General features: G+C 66.1%; 21 protein-coding genes. 14 read left to right on the top strand and 7 right to left on the bottom strand.

Annotated elements, in window-relative coordinates:
- Positions 1 to 33: 33 nt before the first annotated feature.
- Together FU260_RS11290 and FU260_RS24610 are read right to left on the bottom strand one after the other, a co-directional pair.
- Entirely contained in the window at positions 34 to 243 is a 210-nt protein-coding gene (locus FU260_RS11290) for a helix-turn-helix domain-containing protein (protein ID WP_147917152.1), read from the bottom strand.
- Positions 240 to 440, bottom strand: coding sequence for a PAS domain-containing protein (locus FU260_RS24610; RefSeq protein ID WP_147917151.1), 201 nt, complete (start codon positions 438 to 440; stop codon positions 240 to 242). Before FU260_RS24610 ends, FU260_RS11290 begins: the two co-directional genes overlap by 4 nt.
- Between FU260_RS24610 and FU260_RS11280 the strand changes: the two genes are divergently transcribed.
- From FU260_RS11280 to FU260_RS11255, 7 genes are all read left to right on the top strand, one after another.
- The gene (locus tag FU260_RS11280) at positions 390 to 704 is read left to right on the top strand and encodes a M20/M25/M40 family metallo-hydrolase (protein WP_147917150.1); all 315 of its coding nucleotides are present in this window, start codon (positions 390 to 392) and stop codon (positions 702 to 704) included. The genes FU260_RS24610 and FU260_RS11280 overlap by 51 nt on opposite strands.
- A 17-nt stretch (positions 705 to 721) precedes the next feature.
- Entirely contained in the window at positions 722 to 1,099 is a 378-nt protein-coding gene (locus FU260_RS11275; RefSeq protein WP_147917149.1) for a RidA family protein, read from the top strand.
- Between the two features lie 2 nt (positions 1,100 to 1,101).
- The gene (locus tag FU260_RS11270) at positions 1,102 to 2,175 is read left to right on the top strand and encodes an aminotransferase class V-fold PLP-dependent enzyme (RefSeq protein ID WP_147917148.1); all 1,074 of its coding nucleotides are present in this window, start codon (positions 1,102 to 1,104) and stop codon (positions 2,173 to 2,175) included.
- A gap of 87 nt (positions 2,176 to 2,262) precedes the next feature.
- Positions 2,263 to 2,397: a hypothetical protein gene (locus FU260_RS24380; RefSeq protein ID WP_268957770.1), complete on the top strand. Its 135-nt coding sequence runs from the start codon at positions 2,263 to 2,265 to the stop codon at positions 2,395 to 2,397.
- Positions 2,398 to 2,399: 2 nt separating this feature from the next.
- A complete protein-coding gene (locus FU260_RS11265) occupies positions 2,400 to 3,554 on the top strand; it encodes a N(5)-(carboxyethyl)ornithine synthase (protein ID WP_413038330.1) in 1,155 nt (384 codons plus the stop codon).
- A 43-nt stretch (positions 3,555 to 3,597) separates the two neighbouring features.
- Positions 3,598 to 4,104, top strand: coding sequence for a helix-turn-helix domain-containing protein (locus FU260_RS11260; RefSeq protein ID WP_147917146.1), 507 nt, complete (start codon positions 3,598 to 3,600; stop codon positions 4,102 to 4,104).
- A complete protein-coding gene (locus FU260_RS11255; protein ID WP_147917145.1) occupies positions 4,104 to 4,589 on the top strand; it encodes a PIN domain-containing protein in 486 nt (161 codons plus the stop codon). The genes FU260_RS11260 and FU260_RS11255 overlap by 1 nt, the downstream gene beginning before the upstream one ends.
- 21 nt (positions 4,590 to 4,610) lie before the next feature.
- Here the strand turns inward: FU260_RS11255 and FU260_RS11250 are convergent, their stop codons facing one another.
- Positions 4,611 to 5,141 carry a hypothetical protein gene (locus FU260_RS11250; protein WP_147917144.1) on the bottom strand — a complete coding sequence of 177 codons (531 nt, stop codon included), beginning with the start codon at positions 5,139 to 5,141 and terminating at the stop codon, positions 4,611 to 4,613.
- Positions 5,142 to 5,323: 182 nt separating this feature from the next.
- Here FU260_RS11250 and FU260_RS11245 point away from each other — a divergent pair, with 182 nt between their 5' ends.
- Entirely contained in the window at positions 5,324 to 6,271 is a 948-nt protein-coding gene (locus tag FU260_RS11245) for a hypothetical protein (RefSeq protein ID WP_210418254.1), read from the top strand.
- A gap of 62 nt (positions 6,272 to 6,333) precedes the next feature.
- Here FU260_RS11245 and FU260_RS11240 read toward each other — a convergent pair whose 3' ends face one another.
- On the bottom strand, positions 6,334 to 6,882 hold the full coding sequence (locus FU260_RS11240; RefSeq protein ID WP_147917143.1) for a DUF421 domain-containing protein: 549 nt from the start codon (positions 6,880 to 6,882) through the stop codon (positions 6,334 to 6,336).
- A gap of 116 nt (positions 6,883 to 6,998) precedes the next feature.
- Positions 6,999 to 7,658, bottom strand: a complete 660-nt coding sequence (locus FU260_RS11235) for a hypothetical protein (RefSeq protein ID WP_147917142.1) — start codon at positions 7,656 to 7,658, stop codon at positions 6,999 to 7,001.
- 121 nt (positions 7,659 to 7,779) lie between these two features.
- Here FU260_RS11235 and FU260_RS11230 point away from each other — a divergent pair, with 121 nt between their 5' ends.
- The 6 genes from FU260_RS11230 (at position 7,780) to FU260_RS11205 (ending at position 13,472) form a co-directional block, all read left to right on the top strand.
- Positions 7,780 to 8,514 (top strand): GntR family transcriptional regulator, encoded by a 735-nt coding sequence (locus FU260_RS11230; RefSeq protein WP_147917141.1) that lies wholly within the window; start codon positions 7,780 to 7,782, stop codon positions 8,512 to 8,514.
- A 38-nt stretch (positions 8,515 to 8,552) separates the two neighbouring features.
- A complete protein-coding gene (locus FU260_RS11225; RefSeq protein WP_147917140.1) occupies positions 8,553 to 9,503 on the top strand; it encodes a carbohydrate kinase family protein in 951 nt (316 codons plus the stop codon).
- Positions 9,500 to 10,531 (top strand): ADP-ribosylglycohydrolase family protein, encoded by a 1,032-nt coding sequence (locus FU260_RS11220; protein ID WP_147917139.1) that lies wholly within the window; start codon positions 9,500 to 9,502, stop codon positions 10,529 to 10,531. Before FU260_RS11225 ends, FU260_RS11220 begins: the two co-directional genes overlap by 4 nt.
- Before the next feature lie 71 nt (positions 10,532 to 10,602).
- Positions 10,603 to 11,976, top strand: coding sequence for an MFS transporter (locus FU260_RS11215; protein ID WP_147917138.1), 1,374 nt, complete (start codon positions 10,603 to 10,605; stop codon positions 11,974 to 11,976).
- 27 nt (positions 11,977 to 12,003) lie between these two features.
- Entirely contained in the window at positions 12,004 to 12,999 is a 996-nt protein-coding gene (locus FU260_RS11210) for a family 43 glycosylhydrolase (protein ID WP_147917137.1), read from the top strand.
- Between the two features lie 260 nt (positions 13,000 to 13,259).
- Positions 13,260 to 13,472, top strand: coding sequence for a PIN domain-containing protein (locus FU260_RS11205; protein ID WP_235912203.1), 213 nt, complete (start codon positions 13,260 to 13,262; stop codon positions 13,470 to 13,472).
- A gap of 57 nt (positions 13,473 to 13,529) precedes the next feature.
- Here the strand turns inward: FU260_RS11205 and FU260_RS11200 are convergent, their stop codons facing one another.
- Together FU260_RS11200 and FU260_RS11195 are read right to left on the bottom strand one after the other, a co-directional pair.
- A complete protein-coding gene (locus FU260_RS11200) occupies positions 13,530 to 14,807 on the bottom strand; it encodes a TRAP transporter large permease (protein ID WP_147917135.1) in 1,278 nt (425 codons plus the stop codon).
- On the bottom strand, positions 14,804 to 15,421 hold the full coding sequence (locus FU260_RS11195; protein WP_147917134.1) for a TRAP transporter small permease: 618 nt from the start codon (positions 15,419 to 15,421) through the stop codon (positions 14,804 to 14,806). Before FU260_RS11195 ends, FU260_RS11200 begins: the two co-directional genes overlap by 4 nt.
- Between the last annotated feature and the right edge of the window lie 2 nt (positions 15,422 to 15,423).

Below are 15,423 nucleotides of genomic sequence, written 5' to 3'. Positions count from 1 at the left end.
TCGTCATCGGGTCGTGTCGGTCAGCGACCAGGGTCACGTCGTGGTGCGGCCACCGTTACGGACAATGTCCAGATCGGCATAGACCGTCACGCGCGAGACACCGAGTCGGGCCGCTACCTGGTCCACCGCCCGCTTGATATGGAACGCTCCGCGCTCCTCAAGGTTCCGGAGCACCTCGATCCGGTCCTTCCTGCTCATCACGCTGACTGGCTTGCCGCTCAAACCGACTGCTCGGTCGATCATCTCCGCCAGCACACTTTGGATTCCAACGTCTCGTCTTGAAGCACACCAGCACCGAAATTTGTGGACGGACCACCTGGCTCGCCGCCCGTCACATGACCGTTCTCGGCCGCGTAGATCGTCCGGTCCATCGATCGTGAGCTCAGATCATGCAGCACCACTTCACAGTGCGGCCCGACTGTGCTAGATATGGCCCGCATTACTGGCTGCAGCACAACATAATCCTCGATCTTCTGGACGTCTACCGTGACGTCCGTGATATCAGGGCGATCTACGCCTACCCCGGCGGAACGGACGCCAGCTACTTCCTGGGAAGGGGCCAGATACCGACCGTCACGAGTCTGGGTCCAGGTCTCTTGAGTGTGGCTCACGGCCCGAACGAGTACGTTCCGGTCCGAGACCTGTACACCGCCGTGGAGCTCTACACCCGCCTCTTTGAATCGCTGACCGGTCCCACTGACTGAATGATGGAGCAAATCTCGTGAAGCACGGAATCGTATCCACCGACCTGCCCGCACCAGCAGGCGCCTACTCCCATGTGGTGGAGTGCGGGGGCATCGTCTTCACCGCCGGCTTCGGGCCACAGGACCCGGTGACCGGAGCGGTGGCCGAAGGGGTGGAAGCGCAAACCCGCCAAGTGGTCCTGAACGTCCAGGGCTCATTGGAGAAAGTCGGTCTCGGCCTCTCGGACGTGGTGAAGACGACAGTGCATCTGGCCCACCTCGACCGAGATACGAAGCTCTTCAACGCCGTCTACGCCGAGATGTTCGAGGAACCGTATCCCGCGCGGACCACAGTAGGAAGCACGCTCGCGGGCATCCTGGTGGAAATCGACGCCGTCGCCATCCGAAGCAGCTGACGATGGCCGTGCACTATCTGGACACGCCCAGCATGGGACTGCCCACTGCGCAGACCGTGGACGCCATCACTGGTGCCCTGGCTGACTGGCAGGCGGGCACCGCGCGGTACAGCTCCTGGGAAGAAGCGATGGAGCGGTGCCGCGGACTGTTCGCCCAGATCGTGGGCGTCGGTGCGGACTCGGTGGGTCTGCTTCCCTCCATCGTCCCGGCAGTGGCGGCCGTGGCAGATTCGCTCGGTCAGAGAGCGGGCACAGTGGTGGCCCACCGGAGCGAGTTCCGATCGCTGCTGCTCCCGGTGCTCGCAACGATGCCCGAGGACCGGATCCGTTGGGTCGACGGTGACTACAGTGCCGAATCGTTCGTCCAGCACATCGATACCGAGACATCAGCGGTTTTCATCTCCTCCGTGGCCTCGCACGACGGCGCCCGGCCCGCACTTGAGGTCATTCGAGACGCGTGCCGCGCCGTCGATGCCGCTCTGGTGGTCGATGCGACTCAATCACTAGGCATCGTGCCTCTGGGCATCCCGGCCGCAGATGTGGACCTCCTGGCAGGCGCCGGCTACAAGGGCCTCCGCGGCCCGCGGGGCACGGCGTATGCCTTCGCTCGTGACGGTGTCCTCACCAGGGTTCGCACCGCGAGTCCGTATGGAGCGCGCGACGACGCAGTCCAGGGCGGGTACGGGCCGCCCTACCTGCCCAAGGGCGGTGCTCAGGCGCTCGACCAGTCACCGGCCTGGTTGAGCTGGGTCGGGGCGGAAGGTGGACTGCGGGCATCGTTGGAGTCCGCGCGGACCGACGACGCTCAGCGGGTGCTCGCCCATACCGAACACTTCCGCGGAGAGCTGCTCGCCCGAGGCTTCACACCGCAACCGACCGATCTGCCCAGCCCGATCGTGTCCTTCGCAGCGGACGCCTCCGCCGACCTCAGAGAGCGTCTGGCAGCAGCGGGAGTCCGGGTCGCTCATCGTCAAGGTCGGATCCGCGCCGGCTTCCACACCTACAACGAGGAAGCAGACATCGAGGCGTTGCTGGCTGTGCTCGATGCCGAGATTCGGTCTCGTCCCAACGGTTGACTGGCCCGGGCAGGTACCTCTGCACCCCAAAGTGGCTTACTCTCAGCACATGAGCCACTTCCGGCTCGGTGACAAGGGAGTTTTGCCATGAGCAACAAGTCCAACGCCAAGAAGGTCGGGAAGTCTCTCAAGGAAAAGCGCGCCGACAAAGCGGGCAAACGAGCTCGTAGTGCCGAGCAGGCCAGCGCGGTGGAGACCGCCGTCGCCAAGAAGAAGCGCTGAGGGTGGCCGCTGACCTCCTGACGCTCGGTGTTCTCGGGTCCTCGGCCAAGGCGGATGAACGCCGCCTGGCCGTGCACCCGCTCCACCTCGACCGGATCGACGCCGACCTGCGCGCCCGCATCGTGCTCGAGGAGGGCTACGGGAGGCGGTTCGACGTCGCCGACGCCACGCTGGCCGAATTCGTGGCCGGAGTGCGCCCACGCTCCGAGGTGATTGCAGCGGCGGACGTGTTGGTGCTGCCGAAGCCGTTGCCAAGCGACCTGGCAGAGGTCCGGGACGGCCAGGCCATCTGGGGCTGGCCGCACTGCGTGCAGGATCACGAGATCACTCAGCTCGCCGTGAACAAACGGCTCACCCTGATCGCCTTCGAGGCGATGAACCACTGGAAACAGGACGGCGGCTTCGGGCTGCACGTGTTCCACAAGAACAACGAGCTCGCCGGGTACTGCTCCGTGCTGCACGCCCTGCAGCTGCGCGGCCTCACCGGCAACTACGGGCGCTGGTTGAGCGCCGTCGTCATCGGCTTCGGCGCCACCGCCCGCGGGGCCGTCACGGCACTGACTGCCCAGGGAATTCACAACGTGCAGGTGCTGACCAATCGGGAGGTCGCCGCGGTCGGCTCACCGATCCCCTCGGTACGGATCCTCCAGCTCGATCACGACGACGAGCCGACCCGGCCCGGCTACGTGATCAGCGAGGAGGGTCGCGTGCCGTTGGCTCCGTTCCTGGCGGAGAGCGACATCGTGGTGAACTGCACGTTGCAGGACCCGCTCGCCCCGATCACCTACCTGCGCACCGAGGACCTGGCCGCGTTCCGGCCCGGCAGCATCATCGTGGACGTCTCCTGCGACGAGGGAATGGGCTTCAGCTGGGCGCGGGCGACCTCGTTCGCGGATCCGATGTTCACCGTCGGGGACGACGTCCACCACTACGCCGTGGACCACAGCCCGTCACATCTCTGGGAGTCGGCGACCTGGGTGAACAGTGAGGCGCTGCTGCCGTTCCTACGGCCGGTGATGACCGGGCCGAGCGGGTGGGCGCAGAGCCAGACGATCGACCGGGCCATCGAGATCCGCGACGGGCACATTCGCAACCCGGACGTGCTCGCCTTCCAGCACCGCGCGGCCGAGTACCCGCACCCGGTGGGCGGTCAGTAGCGGGCGGCTTGCGACTATTTCGAATATTCGGCACGATGGAGATATGAGCAGCCAACCCGTCCAGGGCCGCCGACGCGAGGGAACGGTCCTTCCGCCTGAGGACCTGAGTGACCTGCTGAACCTGTCCCACTTCCTCGACCAGCACACCGAGCCGGCTGTGCTAGTCGGACCCGACGGCGAGCAGACCCCGCTTCCAGCAGAGGTGTACACGGTGCTGGTGGAGGCAGTGCACGCGATGAAGGCACAGCGCGCGGTCACTATCGCACCGGTCGATCAGCGGCTGACTACGCAACAGACGGCCGACCTATTGGGAATCAGTCGCCCGACCGTCATCAAGTTGATCGACCAAGGCGACCTCAGCTGCGAGAAGCTGACCGGCAGCCGACATCGCCGCCTCCGACTTGCCGATGTCCTTGCCTATCAGCGGCGCCGGGAGAACGAGCGAGACCAGACGCTGCGCGCGCTGGTCGAAGACGCCGAAGATGCCGGGCTCTACGACGTTCCGGCCGCCGACTTCCGTGAAGCGGTACGCGCCGCCCGCCGACACTGATGTCCGGCTTTCGCGTGATCCTCGATGCATGCGTGCTCGTGCCGATCACGAAGGCCGACCTCCTCTTGCAGTTGGCCAATCGTCGAGCCTTCCACCCGCTGTGGAGCCCGCGGATCCTCGATGAGGTGACTCAGGCGATTCCGAGCGCCACCAAGGGACGGGTCACCGACGAACGAGCGCAGATGCGCGTGCAGATGATGAACAACGCATTCGAGGATGCCCTGGTCGACGATCGGCACGGGCTCGAACAACACATCACCGGCCCACCAGATTCAAACGATCGACACGTCGTCGCAGCAGCCATTCACGGTCGCGCAGCTGCCATCGTGACCGACAACATCAAGGACTTCCCCGAGGCGGCGTTGATCGCGATGTCTGAGCAGCGCAAGAACCCACCAGAGACCGTCGATGGTCTACTTCGGAGTCTCAGCCGGGCGGGCCTGCCTGACTTCACGAATGAAGTCTGGTCCGCGCTCGAAACCTAGACTGCCCCGGCAACCGCGGGCTCAGTCAGCCACGCCCCAGGTACCCAGATCGGTCACGGTGACCGACTCGATGTCCTGGCCCGAGGGGACCATGAACACCTGGCATCCGTACATCAGCACCGGCTCGACCACCTCGGTGCCCAACTCGGCGCACGGCAGTTCGGCGGCCGCCGAGCCGTTGACGATGCTGGCCGGCACCTCGGTCCGCCCGGTGTCCGCCACCCACGCGGGACTGGTCAGGTCGTTGACCGCATCCCAGGAGAAGTCGTCCCGCGTGCCAGAGGTGAGCTCGATCCGGTACCCAACGAGCCACGGCTGCCCGCTCACCTGAGTGCCGGCCAGCCCCTCCAGCCCAGCTTCGGCCATCGTGCTTTGCGTCACCGACAGCACGGCGAAGTCCACTCCCAGCGGCTCCTGCGCCTCGAGCGCGACCACACTCCCCAGTTCCAGCTGTTCGGTACCGGAACAGGCCGTGAGAGTCAGAGTCAGGCCGAGGCTGGCAGGCACAGCGGCACGCACGAACCACCGTGAAGAGCGGGGTGAAGTTGTCACGACGTTGAGAATAGCGGAGCCGCGCACCGGAGATGTGCTGGTACTCACCGCCGTCCGCACGCCCCCTGGACTGTTGACGCCTGCGCCGGTGTTCCTTAGCCTCGAAGGCTCGCCGCACCCAGAGATCACAGTCGAGAGGGCGGTGGAGGGGGCAGTCGACAACACATGGAGGGGGAACTCCGATGGATATCAGCAGGCGGTCCGCGTTAGTCCTGGCGGCGAGTGTGGGCCTCGTCGCGGTGCCGGCACGTAGTGCGCAGGCTGCGTACTACAACGAGTACACGACCATTGCCGGAATTCCGACAGCTCACGAGTGCACGGCGGCACAAGCTTTTGGCGCCGGAACCACGTACTTGTACTCGGTGAAGATCGGTCTGGATGACACCAGGGCGCTCATCTACCGCACCAACAGGAACACCGGCTCCACGGTGATCATGACCAATGGCACGGACGATTCGCCGTACAACTCCTGGCTGGGCCACGCGAACGACCTGGCGGTGCTCTCCCTCGACGGCGACTATCACCTCTTCGTGGTGACGATGAGTGCCGAGGGTGCTCAGCTGGTCAAGCTGCACTACTCCGGCACCACGTACTACAAGGTCGGTTCCTTCAACGTCCATCTCGACGGCGAAGCCAAGGCTGTCTCGGGGATCAGCCGCCTCGCGCAGACCGGCAGTACCCTGACGTTCTTCTTCAAGAGCGGCCGGGCCATCTACCGCGGCAGGATAGGGCTGCATGACGACTCCGGCACGATCGACCTCACCGAGGCGTTCGACCTGAAGGTCGCCGGCGCGCTGGTGGACGGCGAACCGGTCCCGGATCTGGAGGATTTCACCAACCAGGGTTTCCTGTACCACCCGGCCACGAAGGACCTCTTCTACCCGTTGACCAAGAAGAACCGGAGCATCGTGCTGGTCTACCGGAACATCACCGAGCAGACCTCCGGCACAGTGACCTCCGACCCTGATCTGTCCTTCCGGATCACCTCATCTGCCTATCCAGAGCTGTTCGAGATCGAGAGCCTCGGGATCGCCGACGGCACGCTGTACTTCAACACCAATCGCGCCAAGGCCAGCGGTGACGGTAACCACGACGGCGTGCATTCTTTCAACGGTTTCGTCACCGACTGAGACTCGCGACCGTGGTGAGGTGTCCCAGGAATCACCGTGACCGGCGTGACGCGGCAACGGGCCTACGCGAGGCTTTCCCGGTCAGCCCGATGACGCTCGATGAACGGCAGCACACTGGAGCCGTCCCCCATCGAGTCCTTCGTGATGACACCGAGCGAGCCGTCCTGCTGCAGGATCACCGCCTGGAGGTCAGCAAGGGATCCGTGCCCGGACTGGCGGGCAGCAGTGTGGACGTCAACCTCGGTCAGCCGGTGCCGGCGCAAAGCCTTCCGTTGCCACTCGCCGTCGTAGTAGAGCAGTGCCGGAGGCGCGTCCAGGAGCCGGCGCATGAAGCGCCACCGTGACCGGGCAATCGCCAGCGTCCACTGCACGGCGACCAGCAGGATCAAGGCCACGACGGCTTGAGCGAGGCCCACGTCCGCGGCAGTGACCACGCGGCCGAACACCGATCCGAGGCTGACCGCGATGATGAAGTCCAGCGGTGTCATCTTCGCCATCGTGCGAGGGCCCGTACCCCGCAGCAGAATCACCAGTGTCAGGTAGCCGACCGTGCCGATCAGCAGGGTGTGCCAGATGGGCGTCCATCCGGCCCAGAAGTAGCTAGAGTCCATCCGGCCATGCTGACACGGACACCGCAACCAAGCCTCTGCAGAGGGTTGTCGTGCCCTGCCACCACCCGCGACTCGCCCGGCGCCGTCGGTCGAACATCACATCGGCAGCACAGGGGCTAGTCCTCGCCGTCGAACAACCCACCGTCGAGCAGCCAGTGGTAGCGCAGGCGCAAGGCACGCTCGGTGCTTGCGAGCAGCGCGGCGACAGTGAGGGCGATGTTCAGCCAGCCGGGCAGCGCGATCGGCGAGTTGAACGTACCGACGTGTTCGGCCACCGGCGGGATGTGCGTGATCTGCTCGACGATCTGCGGCACGCCGAGGATCATCGCGACGATCAGGATGATCACGGAGACGGCGCCAATCGCGCGGCCCAGCGCAGGTCGCTCCTGCTCCAGCCGGGCGCGCCGCCCCTCGGCCGAGGCAGGATCCGGCACCAGCTGGCGCTCCCGGCCCGCGTCGCTCACATAGTGGCAGCGCCGGAGCCCGTACCCGCTGACCACCACTTCCACGGTGCCGCCGGGCACCGGGAATGCGGCCGGCAGCTTGGAGATGGCGTGCTGGAGGCCGTCCCGGTAGAGCTTCGCGCGGACCTCGCCGTCGGAGTCTCCCCACAGCCGCACGTCCACGGACCAGATCTCCTCGCCACCCTCACCGGGCAGGCGCAGGTGCAGCAGTGAGCGGGTGAACGGCTGCCACCAGCGGTAGCGCTGCAGCGGGCGCCCATCCCCCGGTTTGACCTTCCTGGCGGCGCGCTTTCGCTTCCGGTCCGACCACACGGCAGTCACCCTAGCAATCGGCCGGCGGGCAGCCCCGGTCCGCCGAGCCCGGATACTCGCCCAGCGCAAGGACCCCGATGGGTGGCGAACACCAACTCTTCATACCTAGTATACTAAGTACATGACCATCGCCGGTTCGAGCCCCTACCGCGGCACGATGCCCCTGTATCGGGCGGTGCAGCGCGCACTCCAGAACGACATTCGCAACGGCAAGTACCAGCCCGGAGACTGGCTGCCGTCCGAGAGCGAGCTCTGCCGGACGCACCAGGTCTCGGCCACCTCGGCCCGCCGGGCACTGCTCGAGCTGGGCCGGCTCGGTCTCATCCAGCGCTTCCAGGGGCGCGGCAGCATGGTCACCTCCAGCGAGATCCGCACCGCCAGCACCATGCTGGGTATCGGCCAGGAGCTACGCCAGCGCGGCCACGAGGTGACCTCACAGATCCTCGCCAACAGCACCGAAGCGGCCGGCGAGGACGCCCTGGCCCACCTCCACCTCCCGCCGTCGAGCGAGGCGCGGCACATCCGCCGCCTCTACCGCGCCGACGGCGAACCCACAGTCCTCCTCTACCACTGGCTGCCGCTCGTTCCCGGTATCAACTACGCCGCCTTCGATGGCGGCTCCTTCTACGACTTCCTCGCCCTGCACGATGCGCTGCCGAGTCGGGCCCACGAGCGGGTGTTCGCGGGCAGCCTCTCCGCGGCCGACGCCGAGGCGCTCGACGCGCCCACCGGCGGTGCCGCTCTCGTGCGAGAACGCACCTCCTACCTGGTGGACGGAAGTCCGATCGAGTTCACCCGGCACACCTCGTTCGGCACTCGGTACCAGATGGACATCGATCTCGAGATGCATGCCTGAGCCTTCCACCCACTCGACGTTTACAGCAGAGGCCCGTGATGAGTACTCCTAGCACGTCCCCCGATCTGGTGGTCGTGGGCGACGCCAGCATCGACCACTACGTCCAGGTCCCCCACCTGGCCACCAGCGACAACAAGGCGATCGGGCGTTATCTCGGCGCATTCGGCGGCGGGATGAGCGCCAACCTCGCCGCAGCAGCCGCCACCCAGGGAGCGCGCACCCGCCTGGTCACGAAGGTCGGCACCGACCGTGAGGGTCCGAGCGAGCTCCAGGCGCTCAGCGATCTCGGCGTGGACGTCACCTACTCGGTGCAGGACGCCACGCACCGCACTTGGATGTGCTTCGTGCAGCTGGACTCCACCGGCGAGAAGGCGCTGATCGGCGCCGATACCGGCATCAAGATCCCGCAGCGGGACGAGATCGATCCGAGCGCCCTGCACGGGGCGAGGATCGTCGCGCCGTTGGCGGACGATCTGGACTGGGCGGCACGCATCGCCCAGAGTGCCGTCGACGGCGGAGCTCAGGTGGCGATCGATCTGGAACCTGACGCATTCGGTCCGGACGATCCCCAGCTGCACCAGCTGCTCAGCCTGACCGAGTACGTCTTCCTGAACACTGCCTCGGCACAGAAGTTCCATCCGCACAGTCATGCCCGCGCTGCCGCTGCCCTGCACGAGCTGGGTCCCGGCACCGTGGTGGTGGGCCGCGGAGAACAGGGCGCCTACTGCTCCCTGGCCGACGGCTCCACCGTCACCGCCCACGCACCGGCCGGCGTGCCAGTCGTGGACACCACCGGCGCTGGTGACGCCTTGGCCGGCTCCTTCCTCGCCGGCGTGCTGCAGGGCCGCTCCCCCGAGGCCTGCCTACGCACGGCGGTAGCCAACGCGACCGCCTGCATCACCCGCGTCGGATCCCGGACCTACTTGACCGAACCCGCCCCTGCACCGAGCACCACCGAACCCCTCACGATCGAAAGGACCCTTCGATGACAGCCCAGCTCCTCTCCGCGATCCACGGAAGCCTGGCCGCCGCCTGTATTGCCGACGCGCTCGGAGCTCCGACCGAGGAGCTCAGCCGCGCGCAGATCCGCACCGCGTTCAACGGCCACGTCACCGAGTTCCACGACCCGCTGCCCGGCGCACCGTACGCCCGCGGCCGCTCGGCCGCGCAGATCACCGACGACTCCAGCCAGATGATCATGCTCACCGAGCTCCTGGTCCGCACCGGCGGAGCCCTCACCCCGCAGGACATGGCCGGCCTGCTCGTCGAGTGGTCGAAGAACGAGAACTACTACCCCCACTTCGCCGGACCCACCACGCGCGCGGCGATCGAACAGCTCGCCGAAGGCGCCGACCCGTGGCAGGTCGGCCGCTCCGGCACGATCATGACCCAGGGAGCCAGCAACGGCGGCGCGATGCGAGTGGCACCGGTTGGCCTGTTCCACCACGGCAACCCGCAGGCGGCAGTCCAGACCGCCTTCACCACCTGCGTGCCCAGCCACAACACGACGGCGGGAGTCGCCGGGGCAGCCGCCGTCGCCGCAGCCGTCGCTGACGCATGCCGGGAGGAGGCCACCCTCACCAGCGTGGTGCGCGCGGCCAAGGCCGGTGCCCGCGAGGGTGCCGAGCTCGGCCGCACGCAGGGCCGGGACGTCCCGGGAGCCCGGATCGACCGACGGATCGACCGCGCCGTCGCACTCGCGATGACCGCCGAGAGCGACGAGGAGGCGATCGACCTCATCGAAGGCGAGATCGGTGTCGGCCTGCCCGCTGCCGAAGCAGTACCGGCGGCGATCGGCTTCTTCGTGGCCGCCGCCGGCGACCCGATCCGCACCGCAGAGCTGGCAGCCAACGCCGGCGGTGACAGCGACACCATCGGCTGCATGGCCGCCAGCATCGCCGGAGCCTTCTCCGGGATCGACGCCATCGACCCGGCGACGGTGACGACGGTCGAACAGGCGAACGGACTGGATCTGCACCCGCTCGCCCAGAGCCTGCTCCAGGCCTCGGCCAAGTAACCCGACAGCCACCACCACGCCGCGCCGCCGCTCAGCCGGCGGCGCGGCCCGGCCTTCAACGAGGACAGCCCATGACCGCACGAGCGACCCCGCGCACAGACGAATTCGCCAAGATCGGCACCAAGGAACGCCTCTCCTTCGGCGCCGGTGACCTGGCCACCAACATCGCCTGGGGCGCGATGTCCACCTACATCGTGTTCTTCTACACCGACATCATCGGCGCCGCCGCGGCAGCGATCGGCACGATCATGCTGGTCTCCCGCATCCTGGACGGCGTCTCCGACGTCGCGATGGGCGCCGTGGTGGACCGGACGAACTCCAAGCACGGCCGAGCCCGACCGTGGATCCTGCGACTCGCGGTCCCGTTCGCGATCGGCCTGATCCTGATCTTCACCGTCCCGGATGTCTCCCCCGGGTGGACTCTCGTCTACATCGCGGTGACCTACAACATCCTGGTGCTGTTGTTCACCGGTGTGGTGATCCCTTACGGGACACTCAACACCCGGATGACCCGGGACTTCCAGGAGCGGTCGAGGCTCAACGTCACCCGGATGTTCGCTGCCACTGCCGGCATCCTGCTGGTGACCGTGCTGACGATTCCTCTGGTGGACTCCCTGGGTGGCGAGCAGCCGGGCTGGATCACCGCGTTCGTCATCTTTGCCCTGATCGGTACCGCCCTGTTCTTGGTCACGTTCAAGAACACCAAGGAACGCATCATCGACCCGCCGGCCTCGGTCTCCCAGCCGGGGTTCAAGGACTCGGTCAAGGCCGCCGTCAAGAACAAGTACTGGGTGCTGCTGTTCGGAATCTTCATCGTGTTCAGCGCTGCGGAGTCGATGTATACCGGCGCCTCCGCCTACTACGCCGAGAACCTCCTCGGCAACACCAGCTTCGTCGCCCTCGTCTCCTTCCTGCTGTACATCCCGGCACTGATCGGCATGCTGTTCATGGGGCCGATCTACCGCCGGTTCGGCAAGATCGCCCCGATGATCGTGGGTGCTGTCATCTTCGTGATCGGCTCCGTGGTGATGGCGATCGATCCGGAGAACCTCACCTTCGCCATCGCCGGCACGTTGATCCGCGGGATCGGCCGCATCCCGATCTTCGGTGCGATCTGGGGAATGCTCCCGGACACCATCGAGTACGGAGAGTGGAAGACCGGCAAGCGGGTCGAAGGGATCCTCTACAGCGCAGGGAGCATGGGCCAGAAGGCGGGCTACGGCTTCGGTGCCGCCCTCCTCGGCTGGATCATGGGCGCGGCCGGGTACGACGGCCTCCAGGACGTCCAACCGGACAGTGCGATCACCGCCATCAGCGCCGTGTTCATCCATATCCCCGCGGTGCTGTTCATCGTGCTGATCGTGCTGTTCGCCTTCTACAAGCTCGAACGGATCTACCCGACAGTGGAGAAGGACCTCCAAGAGCGCCATCGCACCAGCAGCTGACCCACTTTTCGTGAGACGAGGAGAGCCATGAGCAACTACCCAGAGCTCGCCAGGACCATCGGCTGCCGTGGCGGCTGGGAGAAGTTTCCGGAGAACCCGGTGATGGGCACCGACGGGGACTTCCGCTTCGACAATCACGTAATCAGGACCGCACACGGCTACCGGATGTACTTCTCCTGGCGCAAGCACTACGCGATCGCCGTGTCGGAGAGCCCGGACGGGCTGAGCTGGAGCGAACCTGAGCTCGTCCTGACACCCCGGCCGGAGACCGGCTGGGAGGATGACGTCAACCGCCCGGCGATCGTCTACCGCGATGGCCTCTACCACCTCTGGTACTCCGGCCAGACGGCGGGGCGCAAACTCTCCTCCTCGGTCTGGACCGATGTGTACCTGGAGGCGGCGGCCAACGACGACGGCACGTCCGCGATCGGGTATGCGACCAGCGAGGACGGCTATCACTGGGAACGCCAGGACACGCCGGTGCTCGAAGCGGCAGCGCCGTGGGAGAAGCAGTCCCTGATGTGCCCGACGGTCCTCTGGGACGAGACCACGCAGCGCTACCGCATCTGGTACTCCGGCGGCGGCTGGTTCGAACCGGACGCCCTCGGCTACGCAGAGAGCGAGGACGGCCAGAGCTGGACCCGTCCCTACGACGTACCCGTGTTCGGCCCGGACGAGAACAACATCTGGGAGGAGCAGCGGGTGGCCGGCCCACAGGTCGTCCAGCACGACGGCTGGTACTACCTCTTCTACATCGGGTACGAGGACATGTTCAAAGCGCGGGTGGGCCTGGCCCGCTCCCGCGACGGCGTCACGGGGTGGCAACGGCACCCGGAGAACCCGATCCTCTCCCCCGGCCTGCCGGGCGCATGGGACAGCGAGGCGGTCTACAAGCCGTTCGTGGTGTTCGACGACGCGAACGATCGCTGGCTGATGTGGTTCAACGCGCGCACCGGAACCACTGAGCGCATCGGCGTCGCGACCCACCAGGGCGCTGAGCTCTGGCCGTCCTCGGCGCGCTGACCGGCGGTGAGCGGTCTGCGGGCGATGTGGACACGGCTACCTGCCCTTCGCCCGCGCCCGCAAACCGTCGATGTCGAGGTTGATGATCCAGGTGGTGGAGAGGGGGATGGATCCTCGCCCGCCCTGACCTGCACCTCTAAGTTGGACGGGAGGCTCGACTTTTGAATCTGGCACACCCCGTGGCATCGATACGACGAATACACGCGATTTGCACGTGAGGTGCACTTGAGGTGTATGGCGACAGCAGTGTTGGTCAACGGGTGACGACACTGATCGCCTCTGGGGGCGAACTAGCAGTCACGGAACCTGTGCTGATGGAGGTCCTGGCCGGAGCGCGCACTGAATCACGGCAGTCGGATCTACGGCGGCTGGCGTGGCGCCACAACGCCGTGCTCCTCTCCTGGGATTCGGGCATCGCTCGACTCGCCGACGTGGTCGGACTTCAGCTGGACGACGCCTCCCGGCGAGCATGATCGCTGGCTACGGCCGCTTGCGGCGCGTGCCGATCCTCCTACCGCTGTGCTTGCCGGTTACGTGATGAGCACCGTACTGAGCCACGGGATGAAGACGACTGCCGCAACGACCGCCAGATAGATGAGGAAGAACGGTATCTCCGCCCGGCTGATCGTGCCGAGACTCTGTTTGGTGACGCTGACTGCTGCGACCAGCCCGACGGCGACTGGCGGTGTCATTGTCCCCACGACGGCTGTCAGGGCAACGACCAGCCCGAAGTGAATGGGATGGACGCCGAGGAGGTCAGCGATCGGCCACAGGATCGGGACCATGAGGATCGCGATGGCTGTCCCCTCCAGGAAGAAGCCGAGAATGACCAGCACGAGAGCGCTGATCGCCAGGAAGGTGACGGGACCGAGGTCCATCGACATGATCCACTGCACCAGCCTTCCGGACGTTCCCGAGTACGCGAACAGCCAGGAGAAGGCAGTCGAGGCAGCCGTGATGAACAGGATCATTGCGGTGCTCTTGGCCGAGGCGATCAGGACATTCACGATGTCCCTGAGGGTGGACTTGCGATAGATCACGAGACTCGCGAACATCGCCCAGACGACGGCGATCGCCGCCGATTCGGTTGGTGTGAACAGTCCGGAGTAGATGCCGCCCAGGATGATGGCGGGAAGGGCCAGAGCAGGCAGCGCCTTGACGAAGGATGTGCCAAGTCGCTTCAACGAGAATTTTTCTGCGCTCTTCGGCCAGCCCTCCTTGTGGGCGATGAATCCCACCATCGCTAACAGCGCGAAGGCGAGGAGCCCGCCGACGAGCAGTCCGGAGGCGAACATGTCACCGACGGACGTGCCCATCAGTGCGGCGATGACGACCATGATGATGCTCGGCGGGATCACAGGTCCCAGTCCGCCGGCGACCACAAGCAGGCCGGCCAGGCGCTTCTTCGGATAGCCCAGGCGCACCATGTCCTGGTAGAGCATCACACCGATCGCCACCACGGTTGCGGGCGCCGAGCCGGAGAGCATGGCGAAGAAGGCGGCAGCGAGGACCAGTACGTAGGCCAGTCCGCCGCGTACTCCACCCACGATGGCGTTGGTGAAGTTGACCAGCCCTCGGGAGATCCCGCCCTGGGTCATCAAGTTGCCGGCCAGAATGAAGAACGGGATCGCCATCAGCGCGGTGGACTCGAGCCCGCCGTACATCCGCTGCGCGACCACCTCGGTCCCGACCGGAGTACCGGGGTCCAGGAGGATCGCCGCTAGCACCCCGGCTCCGAGCGCCACACCGATGGGAACACCGATGACCAGCAGGACGAAGAAAGCTATGAGCACGATGGCGATGGTCATCGCTGATCACCGCCCCTCTCCTCGATCGGTGCGTCGGGACCGTCTCCGTCAGCGCCGGTGAGCGGCTCGGCGTTGTCTTGGGTGCGGACGTCGATCCTCATAGCGATCGACTCGTCATTCGCTATGAGCGCCCGAACCTGAAGCACCAGCGCAATAGCCTGCACGACGACGATCAATAGGAAGGAGATCGCGAACGAGCCGTAGGGCACCCACATCGGCCAGCCGAGCGCGGGACTTGTCTGCCCGCTGGTGACCTGCTGCTGCACCAGGTTGTAGGAACCGATGAGCATCACCACCGAGAACACCAGGACGGCCACTTTGGCAAGCAGCTGCACAGCCAGCCGCGCACGTCCCCTCAACTTGTCCGGGAGCATCGTGACGGCGATCTGGGACCCGTCCCGCAGGCCTGCCTCTGTCCCGATGAGGACCATGTAGAGCATCGCGAAGAGAGACGTCTCCTCCAGCCACGGCATGGAGAACTGCCAGAAGGTGCGATTGAGGACCTGTATGGCCATCGCCAGGATCATCACGATGAACGTTCCGGCGAGAACGACGTCCTCGAACCCCTTGAGCAGCCGCTTGAGCACGAAGTCTCGGGGTGCGCTCACATCCATGG

This window comes from Ruania zhangjianzhongii (assembly GCF_008000995.1).
Taxonomy (GTDB): Bacteria; Actinomycetota; Actinomycetes; order Actinomycetales; family Beutenbergiaceae; genus Ruania; species Ruania zhangjianzhongii.
The sequence above is the reverse complement of the archived record's forward strand: the minus strand, read 5'-3'. Positions and strand labels throughout refer to the sequence as shown.

Bases quoted from the DNA above. Each gene is read 5' to 3' on its own strand.
- FU260_RS11290 (WP_147917152.1), bottom strand. From the start codon at position 243: ATGATCGACCGAGCAGTCGGTTTGAGCGGCAAGCCAGTCAGCGTGATG.
- FU260_RS11280 (WP_147917150.1), top strand. From the start codon at position 390: ATGCAGCACCACTTCACAGTGCGGCCCGACTGTGCTAGATATGGCCCG.
- FU260_RS24610 (WP_147917151.1), bottom strand. From the start codon at position 440: ATGCGGGCCATATCTAGCACAGTCGGGCCGCACTGTGAAGTGGTGCTG.
- FU260_RS11270 (WP_147917148.1), top strand. From the start codon at position 1,102: ATGGCCGTGCACTATCTGGACACGCCCAGCATGGGACTGCCCACTGCG.
- FU260_RS24380 (WP_268957770.1), top strand. From the start codon at position 2,263: ATGAGCAACAAGTCCAACGCCAAGAAGGTCGGGAAGTCTCTCAAGGAA.
- FU260_RS11260 (WP_147917146.1), top strand. From the start codon at position 3,598: ATGAGCAGCCAACCCGTCCAGGGCCGCCGACGCGAGGGAACGGTCCTT.
- FU260_RS11255 (WP_147917145.1), top strand. From the start codon at position 4,104: ATGTCCGGCTTTCGCGTGATCCTCGATGCATGCGTGCTCGTGCCGATC.
- FU260_RS11245 (WP_210418254.1), top strand. From the start codon at position 5,324: ATGGATATCAGCAGGCGGTCCGCGTTAGTCCTGGCGGCGAGTGTGGGC.
- FU260_RS11240 (WP_147917143.1), bottom strand. From the start codon at position 6,882: ATGGACTCTAGCTACTTCTGGGCCGGATGGACGCCCATCTGGCACACC.
- FU260_RS11230 (WP_147917141.1), top strand. From the start codon at position 7,780: ATGACCATCGCCGGTTCGAGCCCCTACCGCGGCACGATGCCCCTGTAT.
- FU260_RS11225 (WP_147917140.1), top strand. From the start codon at position 8,553: ATGAGTACTCCTAGCACGTCCCCCGATCTGGTGGTCGTGGGCGACGCC.
- FU260_RS11220 (WP_147917139.1), top strand. From the start codon at position 9,500: ATGACAGCCCAGCTCCTCTCCGCGATCCACGGAAGCCTGGCCGCCGCC.
- FU260_RS11215 (WP_147917138.1), top strand. From the start codon at position 10,603: ATGACCGCACGAGCGACCCCGCGCACAGACGAATTCGCCAAGATCGGC.
- FU260_RS11210 (WP_147917137.1), top strand. From the start codon at position 12,004: ATGAGCAACTACCCAGAGCTCGCCAGGACCATCGGCTGCCGTGGCGGC.
- FU260_RS11200 (WP_147917135.1), bottom strand. From the start codon at position 14,807: ATGACCATCGCCATCGTGCTCATAGCTTTCTTCGTCCTGCTGGTCATC.
- FU260_RS11195 (WP_147917134.1), bottom strand. From the start codon at position 15,421: ATGGATGTGAGCGCACCCCGAGACTTCGTGCTCAAGCGGCTGCTCAAG.